The sequence below is a fragment of the Blastopirellula marina DSM 3645 genome, assembly GCF_000153105.1.
GTDB classification, from domain to species: Bacteria; Planctomycetota; Planctomycetia; order Pirellulales; family Pirellulaceae; genus Blastopirellula; species Blastopirellula marina.
Map to the genome: position 1 here is coordinate 392,711 of NZ_CH672376.1, position 18,380 is coordinate 411,090.

An 18,380-nucleotide genomic window follows, 5' to 3' on the forward strand; every position below is an offset into this window, starting at 1 on the left:
ACGCGCTGCTGTCAGAAACCGCGGCTAACGCCGTGCGGCTGATGTTGGGGGAGTCGGCAGCTCCGTTTTCAGCCCATCGTCGCGTGCCCCAAAAATTGTCTCTTGACGAAGCGCACGGAATTGGCGTCGACTACACGAACTGTCGATTTCGCGGCGTTTTCGTCAACACGCGGCGACAATTTGGGGCTTTTTGAAGCGGGGCGAAAATCTTATGCAAACTGCCAAACGTCGTCGGGCCGCGGCCCAATTGAAGCGAGCCAAACAGCGGCGGAAACGATCTTCCGCGGTCCAACTGTCGCCGACCGAAATCGCCGCCGCGCAGTGGCTCGGCTGCGTGCTGCAATCGTCTCCGCTGTTGTATGACGAAGAAATGACGGTCGACCATTTCACCGTCAAGGCGCATCGCGATCTCTACTCGGCACTCTTGCAGATCGGCCCCGAAGATGATCTCGACAAGGACCTGCCGCGGCTGCGCGATCAGTTGCAATCCGTCGGCTACAGCGTCTCTGAAGCGGCGGATTTGATGTGCGCAGTCTTGGATCACGGCTGCCAACTCGCCCACTTTGCCGACTACGCCGCGATCTTGCACAAGTCGCGAGCAGAGCAGCGCGATTGCGACGATCCTTCGAGCCGAGTTCGCAAAAATGGTCGACAAGAGCCGAGCGGCGACAGTTCGTTTCTCGAGTTCACGACGGAACAGCTGCTCGAGCAGCAAGAGCCGCTGCGGTGGTTGTTGCCTGGCATGCTGACGCAAAACGAACCGGCGGTGATCGTCGGGCCGAGCAAAAGCCTGAAGACCTCGATCGCCGTCGATCTGTGTGCGGCGCTGGCGAGCGGCGAGAAGTTTTTGGGGCAGTTCGCCGCCGCGCGCGCCTTTCGCGTCGGGCTTGTCAGCAGCACCACCGATCAGCATGCACTGACCGATCTAGCGCGTCGTTGGAGCGCCGCCAGCAGCAGCCGGTCGAAACGTCTCCCCAATCTAACCTGGGCGTTGTCGAGCGACGGTTCGACGAATCTCGAAAACCTGCGCGATTGGATCGCCAAGCATCAGTTGGAAGTGGTGGTGATCGATCCGCTGCGTCTGACCTCGACCGGAAAGAGCACGCAGGCAGCGGAGCTGTGCGACTTGGTGCGCTGCTGTTTAGAGAATGGCGCGACGCCGATCTTGTGTTGCCAGTCTCGCAAAGCGATCAAGTCGGATGCTTCCGATATTCCTCGTGAACTCGGTTTCGCGCGGCAATGGTTGCTCGTGCGGCATCGGCAAAATTATCTGCCCGGCAGCGGCCAGCATCGGTTGCAACTGACTCTCGGCGGCTACGCCGGCCAAGGGGGAGAGTGGGGCGTTGATATTGACGAAGGAAGCTTGCAAGATCCAACCGGCCGCCGCTGGGACGTGACGCTGCGCGAACCGCAGTCGATCGCGGACGAAACTGCCGCCTGCGAAGCCGAAGCCCATGCGCAGCGCTTGCGGGCCAAGATTCGCGTGGCGATCCAGAGCGTCGCCGAGAACGATGCGTTCAAGTCCCGAATCCGTGAACGAAGCGGAATCAGCGGCGCCAGGTTCGAGCCTGTCTGGAGCCAAATGCTCACCGCCGGAGAGGTCGAACCGAACCCGAACTTCGACAGAAAAACGCACGTCCATCCAACCTATCGCTTGGCCGAGCGCGGGAGTCCGCCCGAAAAAAAAGAAGCGGTCCGGTCCAACCCCGAAGCAGCCCAACGGGCTGTCCCAACCTAGATCGCTTTTCAGCGAGCGGAACTAGTCGTCTTCTTCTCTCTCGACATCAGCCGCGCGGCGTTAGCCGCGGTTTCTGACAGGAACTGATGGACGACGGAAAATGAAGACAAGAAACCGCGGCTAACGCCGAGCGGCTGATGTTGATAACGGGACGCCATGTCTCACCGTCTTCGCTTTCGATTGTGGGAAAAGAAAAAACGGGTCAGCTCGGAGGAAATCGCATTCGCCCAGACGCGAATTGCGCAGCAACGTAACCCCGGGGCTATGCTATTTTAGGCTGGCCGCTGCAGGCCCAAGAGGTGGCGATTTGCCGGACAATCCTGTCCGTGCTGATCCGCGCTTTATCCGTGGCTTCGCCGTGTTCCATTCCTCTCCAGCTGACCAAGCACGGTAGAACGCCGCGTTGGGTTTGAGTAATCTGGGGTGTAGCAACCTTCCCGCCGATCGAAAGCCTGCCGACATGCGATTCCGTGTTCTGTTTACCTGCCTGGCTGTTTTTTCCTGTTTTGCCTCTTGGTCGTTGGCCGGGGATCGCCCTAACGTGATCCTCGTAATGGCGGACGATCAAGGTTGGGGAGACGTCGGCTACAACCACGCGGCGCCGATTCACACGCCCAATCTGGACCAAGCGGCTGCCGAAGGAGTTCGCTTTACCCGTTTTTACGCCGCGGCGCCGGTTTGCTCGCCGACGCGCTGCAGCGTGTTGACCGGTCGCAATCCAAACCGTTCGGCCGTCTATGCGTGGGGTTGGCCGATTCGACCGCAGGAGATCACCTTGGCCGAGCGCCTGCAAGCCGCTGGTTATGCGACTTCGCACTTCGGCAAATGGCATCTCGGATCGGTACGCAAGGACAGCCCGGTTAGCCCTGGCAAATGCGGGTTTGATGACTGGATCAGCGCACCTAATTTTTATGACAACGATCCGATCATGTCGGATCAGGGCCGCGCGGTTCAGTATCACGGCGAAAGCTCGGACGTGACCGCCGACTTGGCCATCGATTGGATTCGCGCGCAGGCGAAAGAGGAAAAGCCGTTCTTTTCAGTCGTGTGGTTTGGTTCGCCGCATAGCCCGCATATCGCCGCGGATGCTGATCGTGAACTGTACAAGGATGAGCCTGCCAAGTTTCGCGATTACTACGGCGAAGTAACCGGTATCGACCGCGCGTACGGCAAGATTCGCAGCACGCTGAAAGAGCTGGGAATCTCTGACAACACGATTCTGTGGTACTGCAGCGACAACGGCGCCGATAAGGCGAAAGGCTCGGCCGGGCCATTTCGTGAGAAGAAAGGTTCGATCTACGAAGGGGGTCTGCTCGTGCCGGGCATTCTCGATTGGCCTGCTCGTTTTCCGGCGCCGCAGACGACTTCGCTGCGAGCGACCACCTGCGATATCTTTCCGACGGTGCTTGCCGCGGCGGGATTGTCGCCGGACAAGCAGCGTCCGCTGGATGGGATCAACCTGCTGCCGCTGCTGACGGCGAAGACCGACATGCGGCCGCAACCGATCGGCTTTTGGCAGACGGCCAACGGGGGAAAGCCGGTTCGTTCCGATGCGATGATGGAAGAGCTTTTGAATCAACAAGCGACTGGCGGCGACTTGCCTGCGGACGAAGTGAGCCTGCATGCGGCGGACCTGCCGAAACCGCCGGTCTCGATCGATACCCTAGCAGGGCATGCGTCGCTGACCAGCGGCGATTGGAAATTGCATCGGATTGAGAACAAGAAAGGAGCGGTTCGCTTCGAGTTGTACGATCTGGCCGCCGATCCGTACGAAAAAGAAAATGTGCTGAAGCAGTATCCTGAGATCGCCGAGAAGCTGACGAAGCTGCAGCGCGATTGGCGACTTTCGGTCGTCAACAGCTTGAACGGCGCTGATTATTAATAGCCTAAGGGGCCAACTGTCCAGCCGCGATTCAGCCTCTATGAGGGCCAAATGCTTCCATTTGGCCGGGTGATCCTCTGTGCGCCTACAATTGCATTAGCGGGCGAACGGATTGCGACGCAGCCAACGTTTGCGTCGCGATTGAAGTAACCCTACGTTCTTAAGGAGAGGCGCCATGAACGACGTACAAATGACCAAAGAGTGGCGACATGTTTGCGATCGAGTGGAAGCAGCCGCCGATCGTCACGTCGCTCATTATCCCGATATGGAAGATGCGGTTCGGCGGCAAACGGCGCACTTTTGCGCCCAGGCGCCGCCAGCCGAAACGGAAGAACTGCTCGACCGAATTCTCGCAGCGAATGATCTGACTGCTTCGTGGACCCGTGATGAAGAAGCGGCCGAAGTGCCGAAGGATCGGGTCGATGAATCAAGCATCGAGTCGTTCCCGGCCAGCGATCCGCCCAATTGGTCGCCGACCATTATTTAAGCGTAGTTGGACGTGATGCAAAATTGGGGATGGATACTATTGGCGAGCGGCGGCCTGATCTGCACGGTGGGAATCGGGCTGCTGATCGCCTCTCGGTTTTCTTGGCTTGGCCGCCTGCCAGGCGATATTCGGATCGAAGAGGGCGGGGTTCGTTTCTACTTTCCCCTGGTTACCTGCATCGTGCTCAGCGTTCTCTTGAGCGCCATCCTGTCGATCGCGCGACTGTGGTGGCGATAGCGCGATAGAGCGCGGGGACTCCTATTCTCGGCGATTTCCCTAGAAGTCTGGGTAGTGACGACTTGCCGGCCGTTAATCGCGTGGAACCGCCAAGCTTCTCAATTCGGCATTTTCTAAAACCGGGACTTGGTTCTGCGCGACTTCGCAGATCTGCCATAAAACGTTGAAGAACCGAGAGATCTCGTTGATAATAGGGTCTCGCCGTTCACCATGCTGATCTACAGAACAAGACGTCATGAGTTCTCTGGACGCTATCCTATCTCAACGCGATTCCCTTTCGATGGGGGTCGATTCGTGGGAAATGTATTGCCAGACGCCCAATTGGCAGCGTGAGCGGATGATGGCCGTGAATCACTTTCATGACCCCGGCGGGCAATTTGAAATTGCCGAAGTGTTGTTGTCCGAAGCGATCGACGATGGCGACCCCGGCGGGATGAAGCTTTTGTCGTTGTTGTTAAATAGCGGCGCAAAGCATCCCCTGGAACTGGACATGGGGTTGGGCAAATATCATCGTCCCAACCGACCAGGCAGCATCGTTTTCGTGAGTGATCAACTCCCCTCCGAGATTCAAGGAGTTGGTCCTTTTCACTCGATCGCCTGGTATATTCGGCCCGATGTCTTGCAGCAGCGGGCCAGCCGTATCTTGGGACGCGAAGCCCCTGCGATGGACGTTTTGCACTCTAAATCGTTCCGAGACGATGCGATCGAAGTACTGCTCAAGCGACTACTTCACCAGTTCGAGAGTCAGCCTGCGGCCGGCGCCAGAATGACCGCCGATGATCTGGTTGACGATCTCATTCGCCGCTTGTTGGCGCTTACCGAAAATCAGGCGCCGGCGCCGCTCGGACCGAGAGATCGCCTGCGGCCAGCGTCGATCCAGCGCACGTTGGAATATCTGCACGCGAATTTTTCGCAAGACGTTTCGCGCGACGACCTTGCCCAAGCGGCCGGAGTTGACCCCTGTCACTTCACGCGTCTGTTTCGTCAAACCATGGGTCAGACCCCTTCGCGCTATCTCTCGCAGGTCCGCATTGAGCATGCGAAGCATTTGCTGCGTTACGGCTCATCCGAGTTGACGCTCAACGAAATCTCGGCGCGCTGCGGCTTCTACAACCAGTCGCACATGGGGCGAGAATTCCGTCGTCAGGTCGGCACGACGCCTAACCTGTACCGGGTTTATTCTTAGTTTTCGCCTCAGCCGACTGCTGAAACGTCCCTCACGGCTGCATGTTTTTTGCGCAAGTTTCGTCCTGTGCTCCGCGGTCGCTGGACGACTGGATTTCACGCGCGCATTTTCTGTGTCATGAAAAGGAAAGGGAGGTCGCTAGCGACGTAGCGGCATGCCGCGAGCATGGCTGCAAGTTCTTTGAGAGAAAAGGGTTGCGTTGATTTGTCGTCTCTGTCGGCGGATGTCTAGAAGGAATCGGTATAGCGTTTGCTAATTTTGACCACGCAAATATCCCGCATTCCTTTTTGGGTGACGAATCGATGAACAAGCGTGGTTTTACTTTGGTTGAGTTGTTGGTCGTGATCGCGATCATCGGCGTTCTGATTGGGCTTTTGCTCCCCGCGGTGCAACAGGCGAGAGAAGCGGCGCGGCGGATGAGCTGCACGAACAATATGAAGCAGATGGGTTTGGCGTTGCATAGCTACCATGACGCCAACGGGGTTTTGCCGCGTTGCTATTTGAATACGGTGAGTGCGTTTACGAGTCCCAACGTGGCGATCCTGCCGTTTATGGAGCAGGCCAATATAGAGGACCAATACGACCACTCCGCTTGGTTCCACGACGCTCCCAATACCGCGATCAAGGACCAGATGCCGCAAACGTACATTTGCCCCACTACGCCGAACGGCGGCGAGCCGCTTGAATCCAGCGGATTCCAGACCTCCGATTACGCTTACGTGGCCGCGACTTGGAACACGCACGCTTCCAATGCGTATTCCGCCGGCAGCTCTCCCACCAAAGGGACGTTCGGCAACAAAGAATGGACGCCGTTTTCTGAGGTTCTCGACGGCCTAACCAATACGCTGTTCATGTACGAAAGCGCCGGTCGGTCACGCTGGTACATCCACGGCACGGTGCAAGCACAAAGCTGGCATGACGCCGTGCACTGGGGCGACCTCGAACACTCCGGCGCCTATATCAGCTACGGTTCGGTGCAATGGACCGGGATGAAGAACGGCAACTATCTCTGCGCTTACACCTGGCTGCAGGGAGAGGACAAAACGAACCTCTACACCGGCGTGGTGGCCACCGGCAATTTGAGCTCGGCGAACCATTTCGCCTATCCGTACTCGTTTCATGCTGGAGGCATGAACGGCCTGTTAGGAGATGGATCGGTTCGCTTTTTGCCGGACTACTTGGACATGGACAATGTCGCTCGACAACTTAATGATCCGCAAGACGGCTTGGTAATGGGGAGTTTCTAATGCCCAGCAAAAACCTTGTTCGCCGGTGGCGCTTCCTCTTGGCGATCGCCGCTTGCGGCCTGACGTTTGGATGCGGCAAGCGAGAACACTGGATGACCGATACCTACCCGGCGTCGGGCGTTGTCACAGTGAATGGAGAAAAAGCGGAGGGCGCGATTGTCATGCTTTTTCCGACTAGCAGTCCCGTCGATCTGCGGAACTCCAAACCTTGGGGGGTGGTAGGAGTCGACGGCGTCTACCAGTTAGGAACCTATGAGCAACGAGATGGAGCGCCATCCGGCGAGTATGACGTAACGCTCGTTTGGTCGACCGGGCTTACTCCCGACCGACTCAAGGGCGCCTACAGCAATCCCTCGAGAGCCGTCATGCAGGTCACGATCAATTCAGAAACGAACGAGCTTCCTCCGATTGAACTCAGCGGCGTTTCCGTTTTGGCGAAACCAACCGGCGATTCTTCACTGCGTTCCATCGGCGTTAATAACTAACCCTTTCCCTTGATTTCAATCGAGTTAACTCACTTATGAAACGTATGCCATGCTGTTTGGTTCTGGCGGTCGTTATTTTTGTCGGACGGTCGGCTCCTGTCTGGAGCGAAGAGCCGCAGACGCCGGCCGCTGAGCAGGCGGAATCCGCTCCCATCACGCTCGATCGTCAACTGTTAAAACTTCGCGTTAACTTATTTGAAGTCGAAGGAGCGACCCTGGAGGAACGTCAAACCGCGTTTCGCAAGAAGCTGAGCGATGCGATGGAAACGGTGAACCCACTGCTGGCCGAAGACCAAGACAAGGCCGATCAGGCGAAGCTTTACCGATTCAAGACAGAGTTGCTGCGATATGGCGTTCGGGTTGATGTCACCGGGGCGAAGGAAGAGCTTGAGTCGCTGCTGAGCCAGTTGGATCAGGCCGATTCGCCGACCTTGCAGAGCGTCGCCGAGCGCGAAGGACTACTCTATCACTTTGATTCCTTCTCGACGCTCGAAGTCGAAGAGCAGCGCGAGTTGATGCGCAAAGCGACCGCTTATCTCATGCGGCAAGCGCCTGAATCGGATAGTCGTTCCTTCGCACATTTGGTCGCCAAGACGGTCGCGGCCGCCAAGGATTCGCACGCGGCGGCCGAGGTGCATGAGCACTTCGCTGAGTTCTTCCGCAAGATGACGGACCCGCAATCGCAAGATACGGCCGAACGGTTTTTGGCCTCCGCCAGGCGTTTACATCTGCCCGGTTCGCCGATGGAACTGACCGGCACGACCATGGACGGCAAGCCGCTCGCTTTGTCGGATCTGAAGCAGAAAGTCGTGTTGGTGGATTTCTGGGCGACTTGGTGCGGCCCCTGCGTCGCCGAGTTTCCGAAGTTGAGAGAACACTACGCGAAGTATGGTCCCCATGGTTTTGAGATCGTCGGCGTCAGCTTGGACGAAAACCACGAGTACTTGAAACAGTACGTCGAGAAGAACGAGATCCCTTGGATCGTCCTGCATGAGGAAGGAACGAAAGAGACGCGGGGTTGGAATCACCCGACCGCCAAGCTTTACGGCATCAATTCGATTCCCTGCATGATCTTGATCGGCGCCGATGGTAACGTGATTACGACCTACGCCCGCGGCGAAGAACTGGAGCGTCAGTTGAAATCGTTGTTTCCCGACGTTGAATCAACCGAGTCCTAACGTTAAGCTCCCCAGAGAAGCGGTCGAGTGACGGATTGCATTCTCGGTCACTCGGCCCTCTTTGTCTGGGGAAGCAAGCGGATCGCGTTTCTTAAGCGCGCCAGTAGTAGGGCGGCGGCTCTTTCGCCGCGACATCCAGATACTCGGACCCATTGGTTGGCTGCGATTCGGTCGTGGCGCAATCCGCCGCGGTTAATGGTCGCCATTCGGCGCAGCGTTGATAGGTCTCGACCGTTTGCTGCTCGAGCGGAAACTTCTGCAGCACCGCTTCTTGCCAGAGCCAAAGCGAGCCTTCGTTCGATCCGTACGGCAATCGAGGAAACCGCAATTGCACCGCATCATCTTCCCAGCCGCAGACAGCACAGATTTCGTAGCTGCCGGCTGGCTCGTCAAACACTTCAAAACCGCAAGCAGGGCAGGGGTGAGGCATCGTAATCGGCTTATCCAATTCTGGTTCGCGGTGACATCAAAACGCATCCAAGCATTCGATTTTCCCCTCCTGGCGGCGCTCCGCGAAACTGGCGATTGCTTGCGTCTAGGCGCCCTATTCTTCCACGGTTTCTCTATTGTCGCGCAACCATAGAACTCCAGCAAGGGAGAAGCCGACAATCACGCGCCCCGCTTCCTCGGTTGTCTACCAATTGCTTGGTCCTTGCTTATCACCGATTTGTCGGAGCCCCGAGGAAATGCTACAAACGTGAATCCTCTTCGAGGGGTGTCGATAAGAGACGACTCTCCTACAACGGCCAACATGCCTCCCAAAGACGCTAGCATGCGAAGTTCGGCCATGATCGCGGTGGTGCTTGTTCAATTTCTGATCGGCGCCTTGATCTGCATCGTCGGCATCTTGCGGATCGACACGAACATCGAAGATGTCATGCAATGGCTCCCCGACCATTCGGACGAGCGTGCGTTGTATGAGTCACTCGTATCGCGGTTTGGCGTCGATGACTTTCTGCTGGTAACGTGGGACGGCTGTATGGCCGGCGACCCGCGCCGGCAACGGGTCGAAGATCGGTTGCAGCAAGACGATGTGAACGGGCTGGTCGCGAAGACGATCTCCGGCGCCGACTTACTGGAGACCAACGGCGCGGCCTATGAGACGCCGGCTGCGATCATCGAGCGGTTTCGCGGGTTTTTCTTTGGTCAGAACGACCAGACTTGCATCGCGATCATTCTGACCCAATCAGGCATGACCAATCGCTTGGAGTCGATGGAGTTTGTCGAAACGGTCGTGCGCGATAGCGTGGGCGCCGATCAACCGGGGTTGCTGATCGTCGGTTATCCGGCGATCTCGGCGGAAGGGGATAAGCTGATCCGCCAAAACCTGACCAACGCGTTGTTGCCGTGTTGCCTGTTGGCGACGGGGGTGGCTTGGTTCTTTCTCCGAGATCTGCGGCTGGTTCTGGTGGTCTTCCTCACCAGCGGCGTCGCCAGCGGCACGAGCATCGCCATGGTGACCTTGAGCGGTTACAAATGGGGCGGACTCACATCGGCGATTCCTGCGCTCACGTTTATCCTGTCGGTCTCCGGTACGCTGCACCTGATCAATTATGCACGCGGCGCCGAACATGATTCGATCGCGGCAACGGCGCTGCGGCTTGGTTGGAAGCCGTGTCTATTTTCCGCATTGACGACGGCGGTCAGCATGCTGTCGCTTAGTCATAGCGAATATCAAGCGATCCGCGAGTTCGGGTTCTTCTGCGCTGTGGGCGTCGTGAATTCGGTCTTTTGGCAATTGGCGTTCGCGCCTTGGGCGCTGCAGTTGATCGCAGGAAAAATCGAGACCGGTCGCGCTGGCGCTTCGCTGGTGCGGATGCATGATTGGACAGCGGCGCATTCCCTGTTTGTCTTTGGCGTGTTCACCGTGACGCTCGTAGTGACCGCTAGTGGATTGCCGCTGCTCCAGAGCGGGCTCGAGGTCGAAGAGATGTTTGGATCTGAGATCGCGACGATTCGCGACGTCGCCCGCTTTGAGGCGAAGATCGGTCCGATCGATCAAACCGAACTGCTGATCGAGTTTTTTGACGCGGATCCGGCCCAGGTCGCGGATCGAGCGGCCGCGATTCGCCAACTGCAAACAGCACTGGTAGAGACCCCGGAAGTTGACGCAACTTTGTCCGCGACCGCTTGGCTGCCGCCGGAATCGGAGCAGCGCGGGATCGCCGGCGTGAGCGCGCGCGTCTTGTACCGCAAGAAACTGGCCGGCTTACGTGAGCAATTGACCGAGACCTCTTATTTGTCGCTCCAGTCGTCTCCCGCTGGCGAAGCAACCGAAACTTGGCGAATCAGTCTACGTTTTCCCTTTTCCAAAAGCGTTGATTTTGAGCAGCTGCGCGATTCGGTGGCGATTGTCGCCCAGCAGGAACTAGTGAAACGCTATTCGCCTGACCAGATCCAGATTCAACAGACCGGCGTCGGTCTGCTGTACCACGTCGCGCAAAACAAGTTAATGGCCGATCTCTTTTTTAACTATCTGCTGGCGTTCGCCGTCATCTGCCCGTTGATGATGCTGGCCCTTTGGTCGGTTCCGTTGGGGCTGTTGTCGATGATCCCCAACTGCTTTCCGGCGATCTGCTTGTACGGAGCGATCGGGCTGTGGGGGCAACCAATCGATATCGGGATCGCGATCGCCGGTTGTATCGCGCTAGGAATCGCGGTCGACGATACGACCCATTTCATGATGCGGGCCAAAGAAATTGCATTCCGCGAGGGGGGATCGACCAGAATCACTCGCAGCGCGATCCGCACCGCCTATTCGCAATGTTCCCGCGCCATGTTGGCGACCACGTTGATCGCATCGGTGGGACTGGCCGCTTTCTTAAACCAGACGTTGTTGGTGATGTCTCGCTTCTCGCTGGTCTTGATACTCTCGCTGCTGATCGCACTGGTGTGCGATCTGTTGCTGCTGCCGGCGCTGCTTTATACGTTTCGCGTGACGGATCAAGTGGATGTAGACGCGTAATCGCGAAAGTTCGCCGCCGCTATCCCCCACAAATTCACGACGTAGAGAGTGAGGAGTTCGAGCGAGAAACGGTGATGGTTCGCTTTTCCACTCCTTTTGCCGCCAACACTCGTTCCATGTGGCTTTGGGATTGCGTCGTCGACAACGCTTGGAAGACGCTGAGCGCACTGTCGATCTCATCTTCGGTCAACGACGCAGTCACGGTCGCGCGGATTCTTGGCTTGTCCATCGGCACGGCTGGATAGAAGACCGGCACGACAAAGAGCCCGTGATCGCGACAGAAACCGACGGCTTCCAGCGTTTCTTGCTCGGTCGAGAAGATGATCGGAACGACCGCCGATTCGGTCGGCGGCACTTCAAAACCAAGTTGCCGCAGCCCGTTCACAAATTGGTCGCACAACCCTCGCAGGCGATCGGCCAAATGGGTCTCGCGTTGAATGATCTCCAAGCATTTGCGAGCCGCGCCGACTTGGGCCGCCGGCAAGGCCGCCGAGAAGACGAAGCCTCGGGCGGTATGCTTGAGAAAGTCGATGATCTCTTGGCGAGCCGCGATAAAGCCGCCGCAGCTGGCGATCGACTTCGAGAGCGTGCCCATCTTGATGTCGATCGCGTCGTCCGGCAGGTCGAAGTGTTCTTGAATTCCCTTGCCGGTTTTGCCGATCACGCCCAAGCTGTGCGCTTCGTCCACCATCAACATCGCGCCGTACTCGCGACATAGTTCGATGATGCGTGGGAGCGGAGCGATATCGCCTTCCATCGAATAGACGGCGTCGACGATGACAAGCATGCGTCGTCCACGGTGTTCTTTGAGAAGCTGTTCCAGCTCTTCCATGTTGTTGTGAGAGAACATCAGGAAGGTCGCCGCCGAGAACTGGCAGCCGTCGACGATGCTCGCATGGTTCAGCTCGTCGCCGATGACGAAGTCCCCTTTGCCGACCAGAGCGGCGACCGTCGCCAGATTCGTCATGAAGCCGCTGCTATAGACGATCGCGTCGTCGGAATGGAAGAACTTGGCTATCTCCTGCTCAAGTTGTCGATGCGCGTCAAAGGTGCCGGCCAGCAGACGCACGCCGTGGGCGCCTGTCCCGTACAAGGCGATCGCTTCTTCAGCAGCCTGGTTGATCTCGGGTCGATTGATCAGGCCCAGATAGCTGTACGACGCCATCATCAGCATCTTTCGGCCGTCGACCCAGACATGACTGCCTTCTTGTCTTTCGATCACGGTGCCGAAGTAGTCGTGCCCTGCATCGCGAAATTGATGAAAGCGTTGGAGGCCTTCTTGGAAGAAGCCGAGATAGTCGGCCTGCGTCAGCGCCGCACGCCCATTGCCGCCGGCCAACGAATTGGAAGGTACGCGACGACCGAGGAACTGACTCAGCTCGTCGATGGTATGTTGCTGATAAAGCGTGTCGGCTTCGACGCTGAAGCCCAACTTCTTCTCGAGCCGAGCGCCGATGTCGGCGGCCGCCAGCGAGTCGACGCCGAGCGACGTGAACGTCGTGTGTCCATCTAGCGGCGGGAGCTGTTGCTCTTCGTCGCTGGCCCACGCTTGCAAAATGTCGCAGATGATCGTGGTCAGTTCGGCCGAACCAGAGAGAGAAGTCTCGACCGTTTCCGGCGTGCGGACCGCCGATTCAAAGACGATTTCAAAATCGCCGCTTTCAAAGCGTTTTTTGGCGAGTTGCCGCTGTACTTTTCCGCTAGAAGTAGTCGGAAAGGTCGTGGGGCGCACGAACATCAAATCGGTCAGCGCCACTTCAAACTGATTGAGGATCGCCGAGCGAAGCGTGTCGATCTTGTGGTGAAGATCGACCACCTCGCCGTTGCCGCCGCCGTTGTTGGACCAGCGAACCATCTCGCGCGTTCCTGCGGCGATTACCAGCAGTTTTTCTTCGCCATTGCTCTCGACCGAAAATGCGGCGCAACTGTTCGGTTCGATCACTTCGAAGTGCTGCTCAACCAACTCCTCAATATCTTGCGGATAGATATTTCGACCGCGAATGATGATCAGGTCTTTCAGGCGACCGGTGACATACAATTGTCCGTCGCGGAGAAAACCATAGTCGCCGGTACGGAGCCAGTTGCGATCGTCTCCCGCTAACTTGGCTTGGAACGCTTCGACGGTCTCGTTGGTCCGATGCCAGTATCCCTGAGCGACGCTGTCGCCGTTGAGCCAGATTTCTCCAACCTCTTGGGCTTTGCGCTCGACAAAAGTCTGGGGATCGACGATCCGAACTTCCAGGTCAGAGCCGACCTGGCCGCAACTGACAAGCGGTTGCCCCTGATCCGAATCGACAATCCGATGCTGGACGAGTTGGGCGGAGTCGACCCTGGCAATTTCGGTGTGCGCAAGCGGCGGACCGCCAGAAACGAGGAGCGTCGTTTCGGCCATGCCGTAGCAAGGGAAGAAGGCCTCCGAACGGAAGCCGCAGTCGGCGAACGCTGCACTGAACCGCTGCAGAGTCTCGGCACGGACTGGCTCGGATCCGTTGAAGGTGATATTCAAGGTCGAGAGGTCGAGGCTTTTCTTCTGCTCGGAAGTGATTTTTTTCGCGCACAGATCGAAGGCGAAATTGGGAGCGCCGGTCGCTGTCGCGCCGAAGTCCGTCACCGTTTGCAGCCACTTGATCGGTTCGCGCAGGAAGGTGTTGGGCGCCATCAGCACCGACGGGGCTCCGACAAACAGCGGCGCCAGAATGCCGCCGATCAGACCCATGTCGTGGAACATCGGCAACCAAGAGACGACCAACGAATCTTGGGTGAATTGAAAATACTTCTGGATCAGACGCTCGTTGGCGACGATGTTTCCATGCGTCACCATCACTCCCTTGGGAACTGCGGTCGAGCCCGACGTGTATTGCAGGAACGCCAATTGGTCGCTGCGAAGTTGCGGCAACGATCCGCAGCGCGATGTGCTCAGTTCATTGGTCGCAAGGACCGCAGATCGCGGCATCGCACGCGCGATTTCCGCTTCGACATTCCGCTTGGTCTCGGAAGCGCAGAGCAACAAACGCGGAGAACAGTCCTCGGCGATGGTGAGGATACGTTCCGCGTTGCGATTCTTCTTGGGGGGATAGGCGGGGACTGCGACGATCCCGGCGTACAGACAGCCGAGAAAAGCTTCAATGAAATCAAGACCGGCGGGGTACATCAGCAACGCTCGATCGCCAGGTTCAACAACCTGCAGTAAGCGGTGAGCTATTTCCTGAGCACGTGAATCGAGATCTCGGTAGTTGACCGAGATCTGCTCGTCGTCCGATTTCAGAAAGGTAAATGCGGCATTGTCCCCCTGCGATTCCACATGGGAACGCAAGGAATCAAGGAGGGTCTCGGGCTTCTTCATCTGTTACCCTCATCGCATCAGAGCGTTTGAACATTATCGAACAATTGCAGGGACGTCGAGTTGTCCACGAAATTCACATTTCCCAATGTGTCCACAATGTCCAATGCAACTACAATACCCAATGTAATTGCATAAGCAATCCTTTGCCGGATCGAAAATGGCTCGATTGGTTTTTATTCAAAACCGAAACGGAGGGGGCGACTTTTCTGCCTGCGGGGTTTTTGCCGCCTCTAGCGTCTTGTCTAGCCCGTTCAAAGGTGATGGCTCGCGATCTCTCAAGGTTCCGAACGGAGAATCGTGGCTTGCGAATCACCGCCAGGTGCGTCATGGATCTCGCCATCAGAGCTCTCTGGCGGTCAAAGCGATCCAGATGGCCGTAAGTTGTTTCATGTCAAGCAATATCGATCTCGAACGATCGCGTTCTAGTCCTTGCTTACATCCGGTCAAGATCTCGGCCGCTCGTGGTCTTACATCGCGGATCGCTCAACGTAAATGCCCCCAGAGCCAGGGGACGTGCCCGTAATCTGAATCGCCTAATGATCGCATGGCGCCATCCGACGCAGGTGGTGAATTTGGCGCGGGTTGTTCGGCGTTGTCTTCGCCAGGGCGGTTGTGCGGGTAGTCATGCTCGATCGGATCGCCAGAGGCCCATAAATCGAACAATCGTGCGGAATCAGGATCTCCCCCAAGCGATCGCTATAGGTCGCAATCTTGCTCTCTCAATTTCTGTTCCAGCCATGCGATTCCTCGTTCTGTTCCCCTTTCCCAATCGCTCAACAGGTGATCTGTATTCGCCAATGCCCCGGGATTGATTCCAGTCAATTTGAGGATCAACGCTTCCACTTGCTCAGGAAACGGGTGCATTTTGTGAACCAACAGATCCGTCAGTGGGTGGTCGTGTGGTCGTCCATTTCCCATTGGTCACTCCCCAATCACCTTCACCAAAATCCGCTTCCGCCGCTTCCCATCAAACTCGTAATAAAAAATATGCTCCCACGGCCCCAGATGCAGCTTCCCCTTGGTGATCGCGACCACCACTTCGCGTCCCATGATCTGGCGTTTGTGATGCGCATCGGCGTTGTCTTCGCCGGTGCGGTTGTGCAGATAGCCTCCTTGGGCAGGATCGCTGCCGGGGTTGAAGGGAACGAGTTGTTCGAGCCAACGATCATAGTCGGCGTGCAGGCCTGACTCGTTGTCATTGATAAAGACAGACGCGGTGATGTGCATCGCATTCACTAGCACCATCCCTTCTTGCACGCCGCTGTCGGCGACCGCTTGCTCGATGTCGCGGTGGATCGAGATGATTTGCCGCCGTTGCGGCACGTCCATCCAAAGTTCTTGGGTGTGCGATTTCATGAAAAGCGGGCCTTCGAGTGAATACGGTTCGAGCGGTGACTTAGCGCCAGTTTAGACGACTAGATCTGGTCGGTCATTCGCTGGGGACGTGAAGCTTCGGTAAGGGATCCGGCCGGAACCCTCGGTTGAAGAATCTCAGCCAGGGGTGGGCAAGTCGCCCATTGCTCCCCAAAGACAGCAGCAATCAATCTCGGTAGGCGGTCTCGGCGGGACCGTCTCCGATGGTCTTAGGCTCGTTGGCACCGGCAAACTGGGGAAAATGGTTGATGCATCAGCGACCTTTTATGGTGGAGTGACGTCCATTATCCGGCGATTGGAAGGTAAAGAGGAGTGTTATCGCATCGTAACTGCAATGGCTGCGACGAGGGAAAAAATGTGCAAAAAAACCAAGCTCCATTGCGATCCGACAACAGGGCGATAAAGTAGAGCATTCCCCCCCCGGCAATCCGGGGGTAACCTGATTTTGTTATCTATTTCATTTTTTTGGGGAACATGCATGTTTCGTTCCTATCATCGAGCTCGATCAGGGTTCACGCTGGTTGAGTTATTAGTAGTCATCGCCATCATCGGCGTCTTGATCGCTTTGTTGCTGCCGGCGGTGCAGCAAGCACGGGAAGCGGCGCGGCGGATGCAATGTTCCAACAATTTGAAACAGTTGGGAATTGTGATGCATAACTATCACGATACGTTCGGGCGTTTCACGCCGGGCGTTGTCGGACTTGTTAACTTTGACGGCGGTCGCGGCACCGGCAGCTTTGACGGCAATCCGCCGACGTGGATGCTCATGATCTTGCCGTTTATCGAACAGGCGGCGCTCTACGACGGCATGAAATCGCACTTGGACGGCGGCGGCAATCCAGCCACGGCGCCGGGACGATTTACGGTGATCGATGGTTTGACCTGCCCGAGCGATCCGAACGGTCGGAAGATCACCAATATCGAACCGTCCGTCTGGTCGGGTAATTTTGGGTTCGCCGGCAATTATGTTAGTTGCAGCGGATCGGAAGTTTTTACCCCGACCGCTGACGCCAATATGCGGAATCGTAACGGCATCTTCTATGCGAACTCGCGGACCGATTTGGCCGACGTTACCGATGGAACGACCAACACGCTGCTAATGGGAGAGATCCTGGTCGTGCCGGACGTTGCTCCCCGCAACTCGACCAATCAAGATCTGCGCGGATCGTATTACTTTGGGCGTCGTGCGAGCGGTTCTTTCAGTACGTTGGAGCCGCCGAACACGATCGTCGGTGATCGCTCAAGCAGTTGTCGCAACTTCATGCGGGCGCCCTGTAACGGGGCTGGCACGGACAACATGGTGATCTACAGTCGCAGCTTTCATCCAGGCGGCGCCGAATTTGGATTGGCGGACGGCTCGGTGCGGTTCATTTCGGAAACGGTCGATCGCTCCGTCTATCAAGCGTATGGAACCCGCGGTGGTAACGAAACGCCTGGCGAACTTTGAGGATCGCCGGTCCTTGGTTGGCAAGTTGACGCTGGCGCCTTCCAGGTGCAGCGGCGTCTCGTTACCTGATTCATCCACCCTTCGCCCGCTCAGGTTTGACTCATGTCATTTCGTTCCCCTCTCGCCAGCGTTGCGTTCGTCGCGTTTTGTTCGATCGCTTTATCCGGATGCTATGACCGCGGGCCGAAGTTACCTCCGACGGTTCCGGTCTCGGGTAACGTCACGCTGAACGGGCAGCCGCTGACCAGGGGAATCATCACCTTTTCGCCAGTCGAGCCCGGTCCGGCGTCGAGCGGGCAAGTGATTGACGGTCAGATTGTCGAGTTGCGAAGCAACGGCATCAAGAGCGGCGTGGTCGTCGGTGAACATCGCGTGACCATCTATGACGAAGACGTCGAGTCTGGCTCGGTCGACATTGTGCCGAACCGGTACGGCAGTCTTGATACGGCGCTTCAGGCGAGCGTTACCGAAACGGGACCAAACGCGTTTACGTTTGAATTGAAGCAAAACTAGCCGTCGGTCATTCGCTTTGGAGGTCAAGCTGCGGTGAAGCAGCGGGGCCGATTCCTCCGTCGTAAGACGCTCCGTCCGGGGATGGCGAATCCTCCATTCTTCTAACGGTTCGCAGTAACCAATCTCGGCAAAAAATCTCTCTCGGGTTGTGCCCTGTTGTCACTGGAACGCTTGCAGGAGCAAATTGTGTAAAAAGCTGATTGGGGAAAAACACCATTATGGAAAATTTGATCCCGCTATTTAGAACTTAGAATGCGAAAGCGAGTGTTGATGCTTTGCCTTGGGATGGTGGTAAAGA

15 protein-coding genes are annotated in these 18,380 nt (G+C 57.1%); 12 read left to right on the forward strand and 3 right to left on the reverse strand.

Annotation, left to right across the window (positions count from 1 at the left end; genetic code table 11):
- The 9 genes from DSM3645_RS31120 to DSM3645_RS27610 form a co-directional block, all read left to right on the forward strand.
- A partial coding sequence (locus DSM3645_RS31120) for a hypothetical protein (RefSeq protein ID WP_002650592.1) occupies nt 1–194 on the forward strand: 194 nt, incomplete at its 5' end.
- Nucleotides 195–211: 17 nt separating this feature from the next.
- Nucleotides 212–1,738 carry an AAA family ATPase gene (locus DSM3645_RS03260; protein ID WP_040351569.1) on the forward strand — a complete coding sequence of 509 codons (1,527 nt, stop codon included), beginning with the start codon at nt 212–214 and terminating at the stop codon, nt 1,736–1,738.
- Nucleotides 1,739–2,198: 460 nt separating this feature from the next.
- Nucleotides 2,199–3,620, forward strand: a complete 1,422-nt coding sequence (locus tag DSM3645_RS03265; RefSeq protein ID WP_040351570.1) for a sulfatase family protein — start codon at nt 2,199–2,201, stop codon at nt 3,618–3,620.
- A 175-nt stretch (nt 3,621–3,795) separates the two neighbouring features.
- Complete coding sequence (locus DSM3645_RS03270; protein WP_002650595.1) at nt 3,796–4,107, forward strand: hypothetical protein; 312 nt, start codon at nt 3,796–3,798, stop codon at nt 4,105–4,107.
- Nucleotides 4,108–4,122: 15 nt separating this feature from the next.
- Entirely contained in the window at nt 4,123–4,344 is a 222-nt protein-coding gene (locus DSM3645_RS03275; protein WP_002650596.1) for a DUF2905 domain-containing protein, read from the forward strand.
- Between the two features lie 235 nt (nt 4,345–4,579).
- Nucleotides 4,580–5,530, forward strand: a complete 951-nt coding sequence (locus DSM3645_RS27605) for a helix-turn-helix domain-containing protein (protein WP_081444699.1) — start codon at nt 4,580–4,582, stop codon at nt 5,528–5,530.
- 302 nt (nt 5,531–5,832) lie between these two features.
- On the forward strand, nt 5,833–6,777 hold the full coding sequence (locus tag DSM3645_RS03285; RefSeq protein WP_040351571.1) for a DUF1559 domain-containing protein: 945 nt from the start codon (nt 5,833–5,835) through the stop codon (nt 6,775–6,777).
- Nucleotides 6,777–7,262, forward strand: coding sequence for a hypothetical protein (locus DSM3645_RS03290; protein ID WP_002650599.1), 486 nt, complete (start codon nt 6,777–6,779; stop codon nt 7,260–7,262). Before DSM3645_RS03285 ends, DSM3645_RS03290 begins: the two co-directional genes overlap by 1 nt.
- A 35-nt stretch (nt 7,263–7,297) precedes the next feature.
- Nucleotides 7,298–8,440, forward strand: coding sequence for a TlpA family protein disulfide reductase (locus DSM3645_RS27610; RefSeq protein ID WP_002650600.1), 1,143 nt, complete (start codon nt 7,298–7,300; stop codon nt 8,438–8,440).
- 91 nt (nt 8,441–8,531) lie between these two features.
- Here DSM3645_RS27610 and DSM3645_RS03300 read toward each other — a convergent pair whose 3' ends face one another.
- Nucleotides 8,532–8,870, reverse strand: a complete 339-nt coding sequence (locus DSM3645_RS03300; protein ID WP_081444899.1) for a CPCC family cysteine-rich protein — start codon at nt 8,868–8,870, stop codon at nt 8,532–8,534.
- A gap of 342 nt (nt 8,871–9,212) precedes the next feature.
- Here DSM3645_RS03300 and DSM3645_RS03310 point away from each other — a divergent pair, with 342 nt between their 5' ends.
- Nucleotides 9,213–11,405 carry an efflux RND transporter permease subunit gene (locus tag DSM3645_RS03310; protein ID WP_161603280.1) on the forward strand — a complete coding sequence of 731 codons (2,193 nt, stop codon included), beginning with the start codon at nt 9,213–9,215 and terminating at the stop codon, nt 11,403–11,405.
- A 34-nt stretch (nt 11,406–11,439) separates the two neighbouring features.
- On the opposite strand, the gene DSM3645_RS27615 is transcribed toward DSM3645_RS03310, so the two are convergent.
- Both DSM3645_RS27615 and DSM3645_RS03320 read right to left on the reverse strand, forming a co-directional pair.
- Entirely contained in the window at nt 11,440–14,748 is a 3,309-nt protein-coding gene (locus DSM3645_RS27615) for an aminotransferase class I/II-fold pyridoxal phosphate-dependent enzyme (RefSeq protein WP_081444700.1), read from the reverse strand.
- Between the two features lie 921 nt (nt 14,749–15,669).
- Complete coding sequence (locus DSM3645_RS03320) at nt 15,670–16,104, reverse strand: secondary thiamine-phosphate synthase enzyme YjbQ (RefSeq protein WP_002650605.1); 435 nt, start codon at nt 16,102–16,104, stop codon at nt 15,670–15,672.
- A gap of 496 nt (nt 16,105–16,600) precedes the next feature.
- Between DSM3645_RS03320 and DSM3645_RS03325 the strand changes: the two genes are divergently transcribed.
- Together DSM3645_RS03325 and DSM3645_RS03330 are read left to right on the forward strand one after the other, a co-directional pair.
- Nucleotides 16,601–17,569, forward strand: coding sequence for a DUF1559 domain-containing protein (locus DSM3645_RS03325; RefSeq protein ID WP_002650606.1), 969 nt, complete (start codon nt 16,601–16,603; stop codon nt 17,567–17,569).
- Nucleotides 17,570–17,671: 102 nt separating this feature from the next.
- Nucleotides 17,672–18,082, forward strand: a complete 411-nt coding sequence (locus tag DSM3645_RS03330) for a hypothetical protein (protein ID WP_002650607.1) — start codon at nt 17,672–17,674, stop codon at nt 18,080–18,082.
- Nucleotides 18,083–18,380 lie beyond the last annotated feature (298 nt).

Coding starts and splice junctions, on each gene's coding strand:
- DSM3645_RS03265 (WP_040351570.1), top strand. CDS start 2,199: ATGCGATTCCGTGTTCTGTTTACCTGCCTGGCTGTTTTTTCCTGTTTT.
- DSM3645_RS03300 (WP_081444899.1), bottom strand. CDS start 8,870: ATGCCTCACCCCTGCCCTGCTTGCGGTTTTGAAGTGTTTGACGAGCCA.
- DSM3645_RS03260 (WP_040351569.1), top strand. CDS start 212: ATGCAAACTGCCAAACGTCGTCGGGCCGCGGCCCAATTGAAGCGAGCC.
- DSM3645_RS03320 (WP_002650605.1), bottom strand. CDS start 16,104: ATGAAATCGCACACCCAAGAACTTTGGATGGACGTGCCGCAACGGCGG.
- DSM3645_RS03290 (WP_002650599.1), top strand. CDS start 6,777: ATGCCCAGCAAAAACCTTGTTCGCCGGTGGCGCTTCCTCTTGGCGATC.
- DSM3645_RS03310 (WP_161603280.1), top strand. CDS start 9,213: ATGCGAAGTTCGGCCATGATCGCGGTGGTGCTTGTTCAATTTCTGATC.
- DSM3645_RS03285 (WP_040351571.1), top strand. CDS start 5,833: ATGAACAAGCGTGGTTTTACTTTGGTTGAGTTGTTGGTCGTGATCGCG.
- DSM3645_RS03330 (WP_002650607.1), top strand. CDS start 17,672: ATGTCATTTCGTTCCCCTCTCGCCAGCGTTGCGTTCGTCGCGTTTTGT.
- DSM3645_RS27605 (WP_081444699.1), top strand. CDS start 4,580: ATGAGTTCTCTGGACGCTATCCTATCTCAACGCGATTCCCTTTCGATG.
- DSM3645_RS03325 (WP_002650606.1), top strand. CDS start 16,601: ATGTTTCGTTCCTATCATCGAGCTCGATCAGGGTTCACGCTGGTTGAG.
- DSM3645_RS03275 (WP_002650596.1), top strand. CDS start 4,123: ATGCAAAATTGGGGATGGATACTATTGGCGAGCGGCGGCCTGATCTGC.
- DSM3645_RS03270 (WP_002650595.1), top strand. CDS start 3,796: ATGAACGACGTACAAATGACCAAAGAGTGGCGACATGTTTGCGATCGA.
- DSM3645_RS27615 (WP_081444700.1), bottom strand. CDS start 14,748: ATGAAGAAGCCCGAGACCCTCCTTGATTCCTTGCGTTCCCATGTGGAA.
- DSM3645_RS27610 (WP_002650600.1), top strand. CDS start 7,298: ATGAAACGTATGCCATGCTGTTTGGTTCTGGCGGTCGTTATTTTTGTC.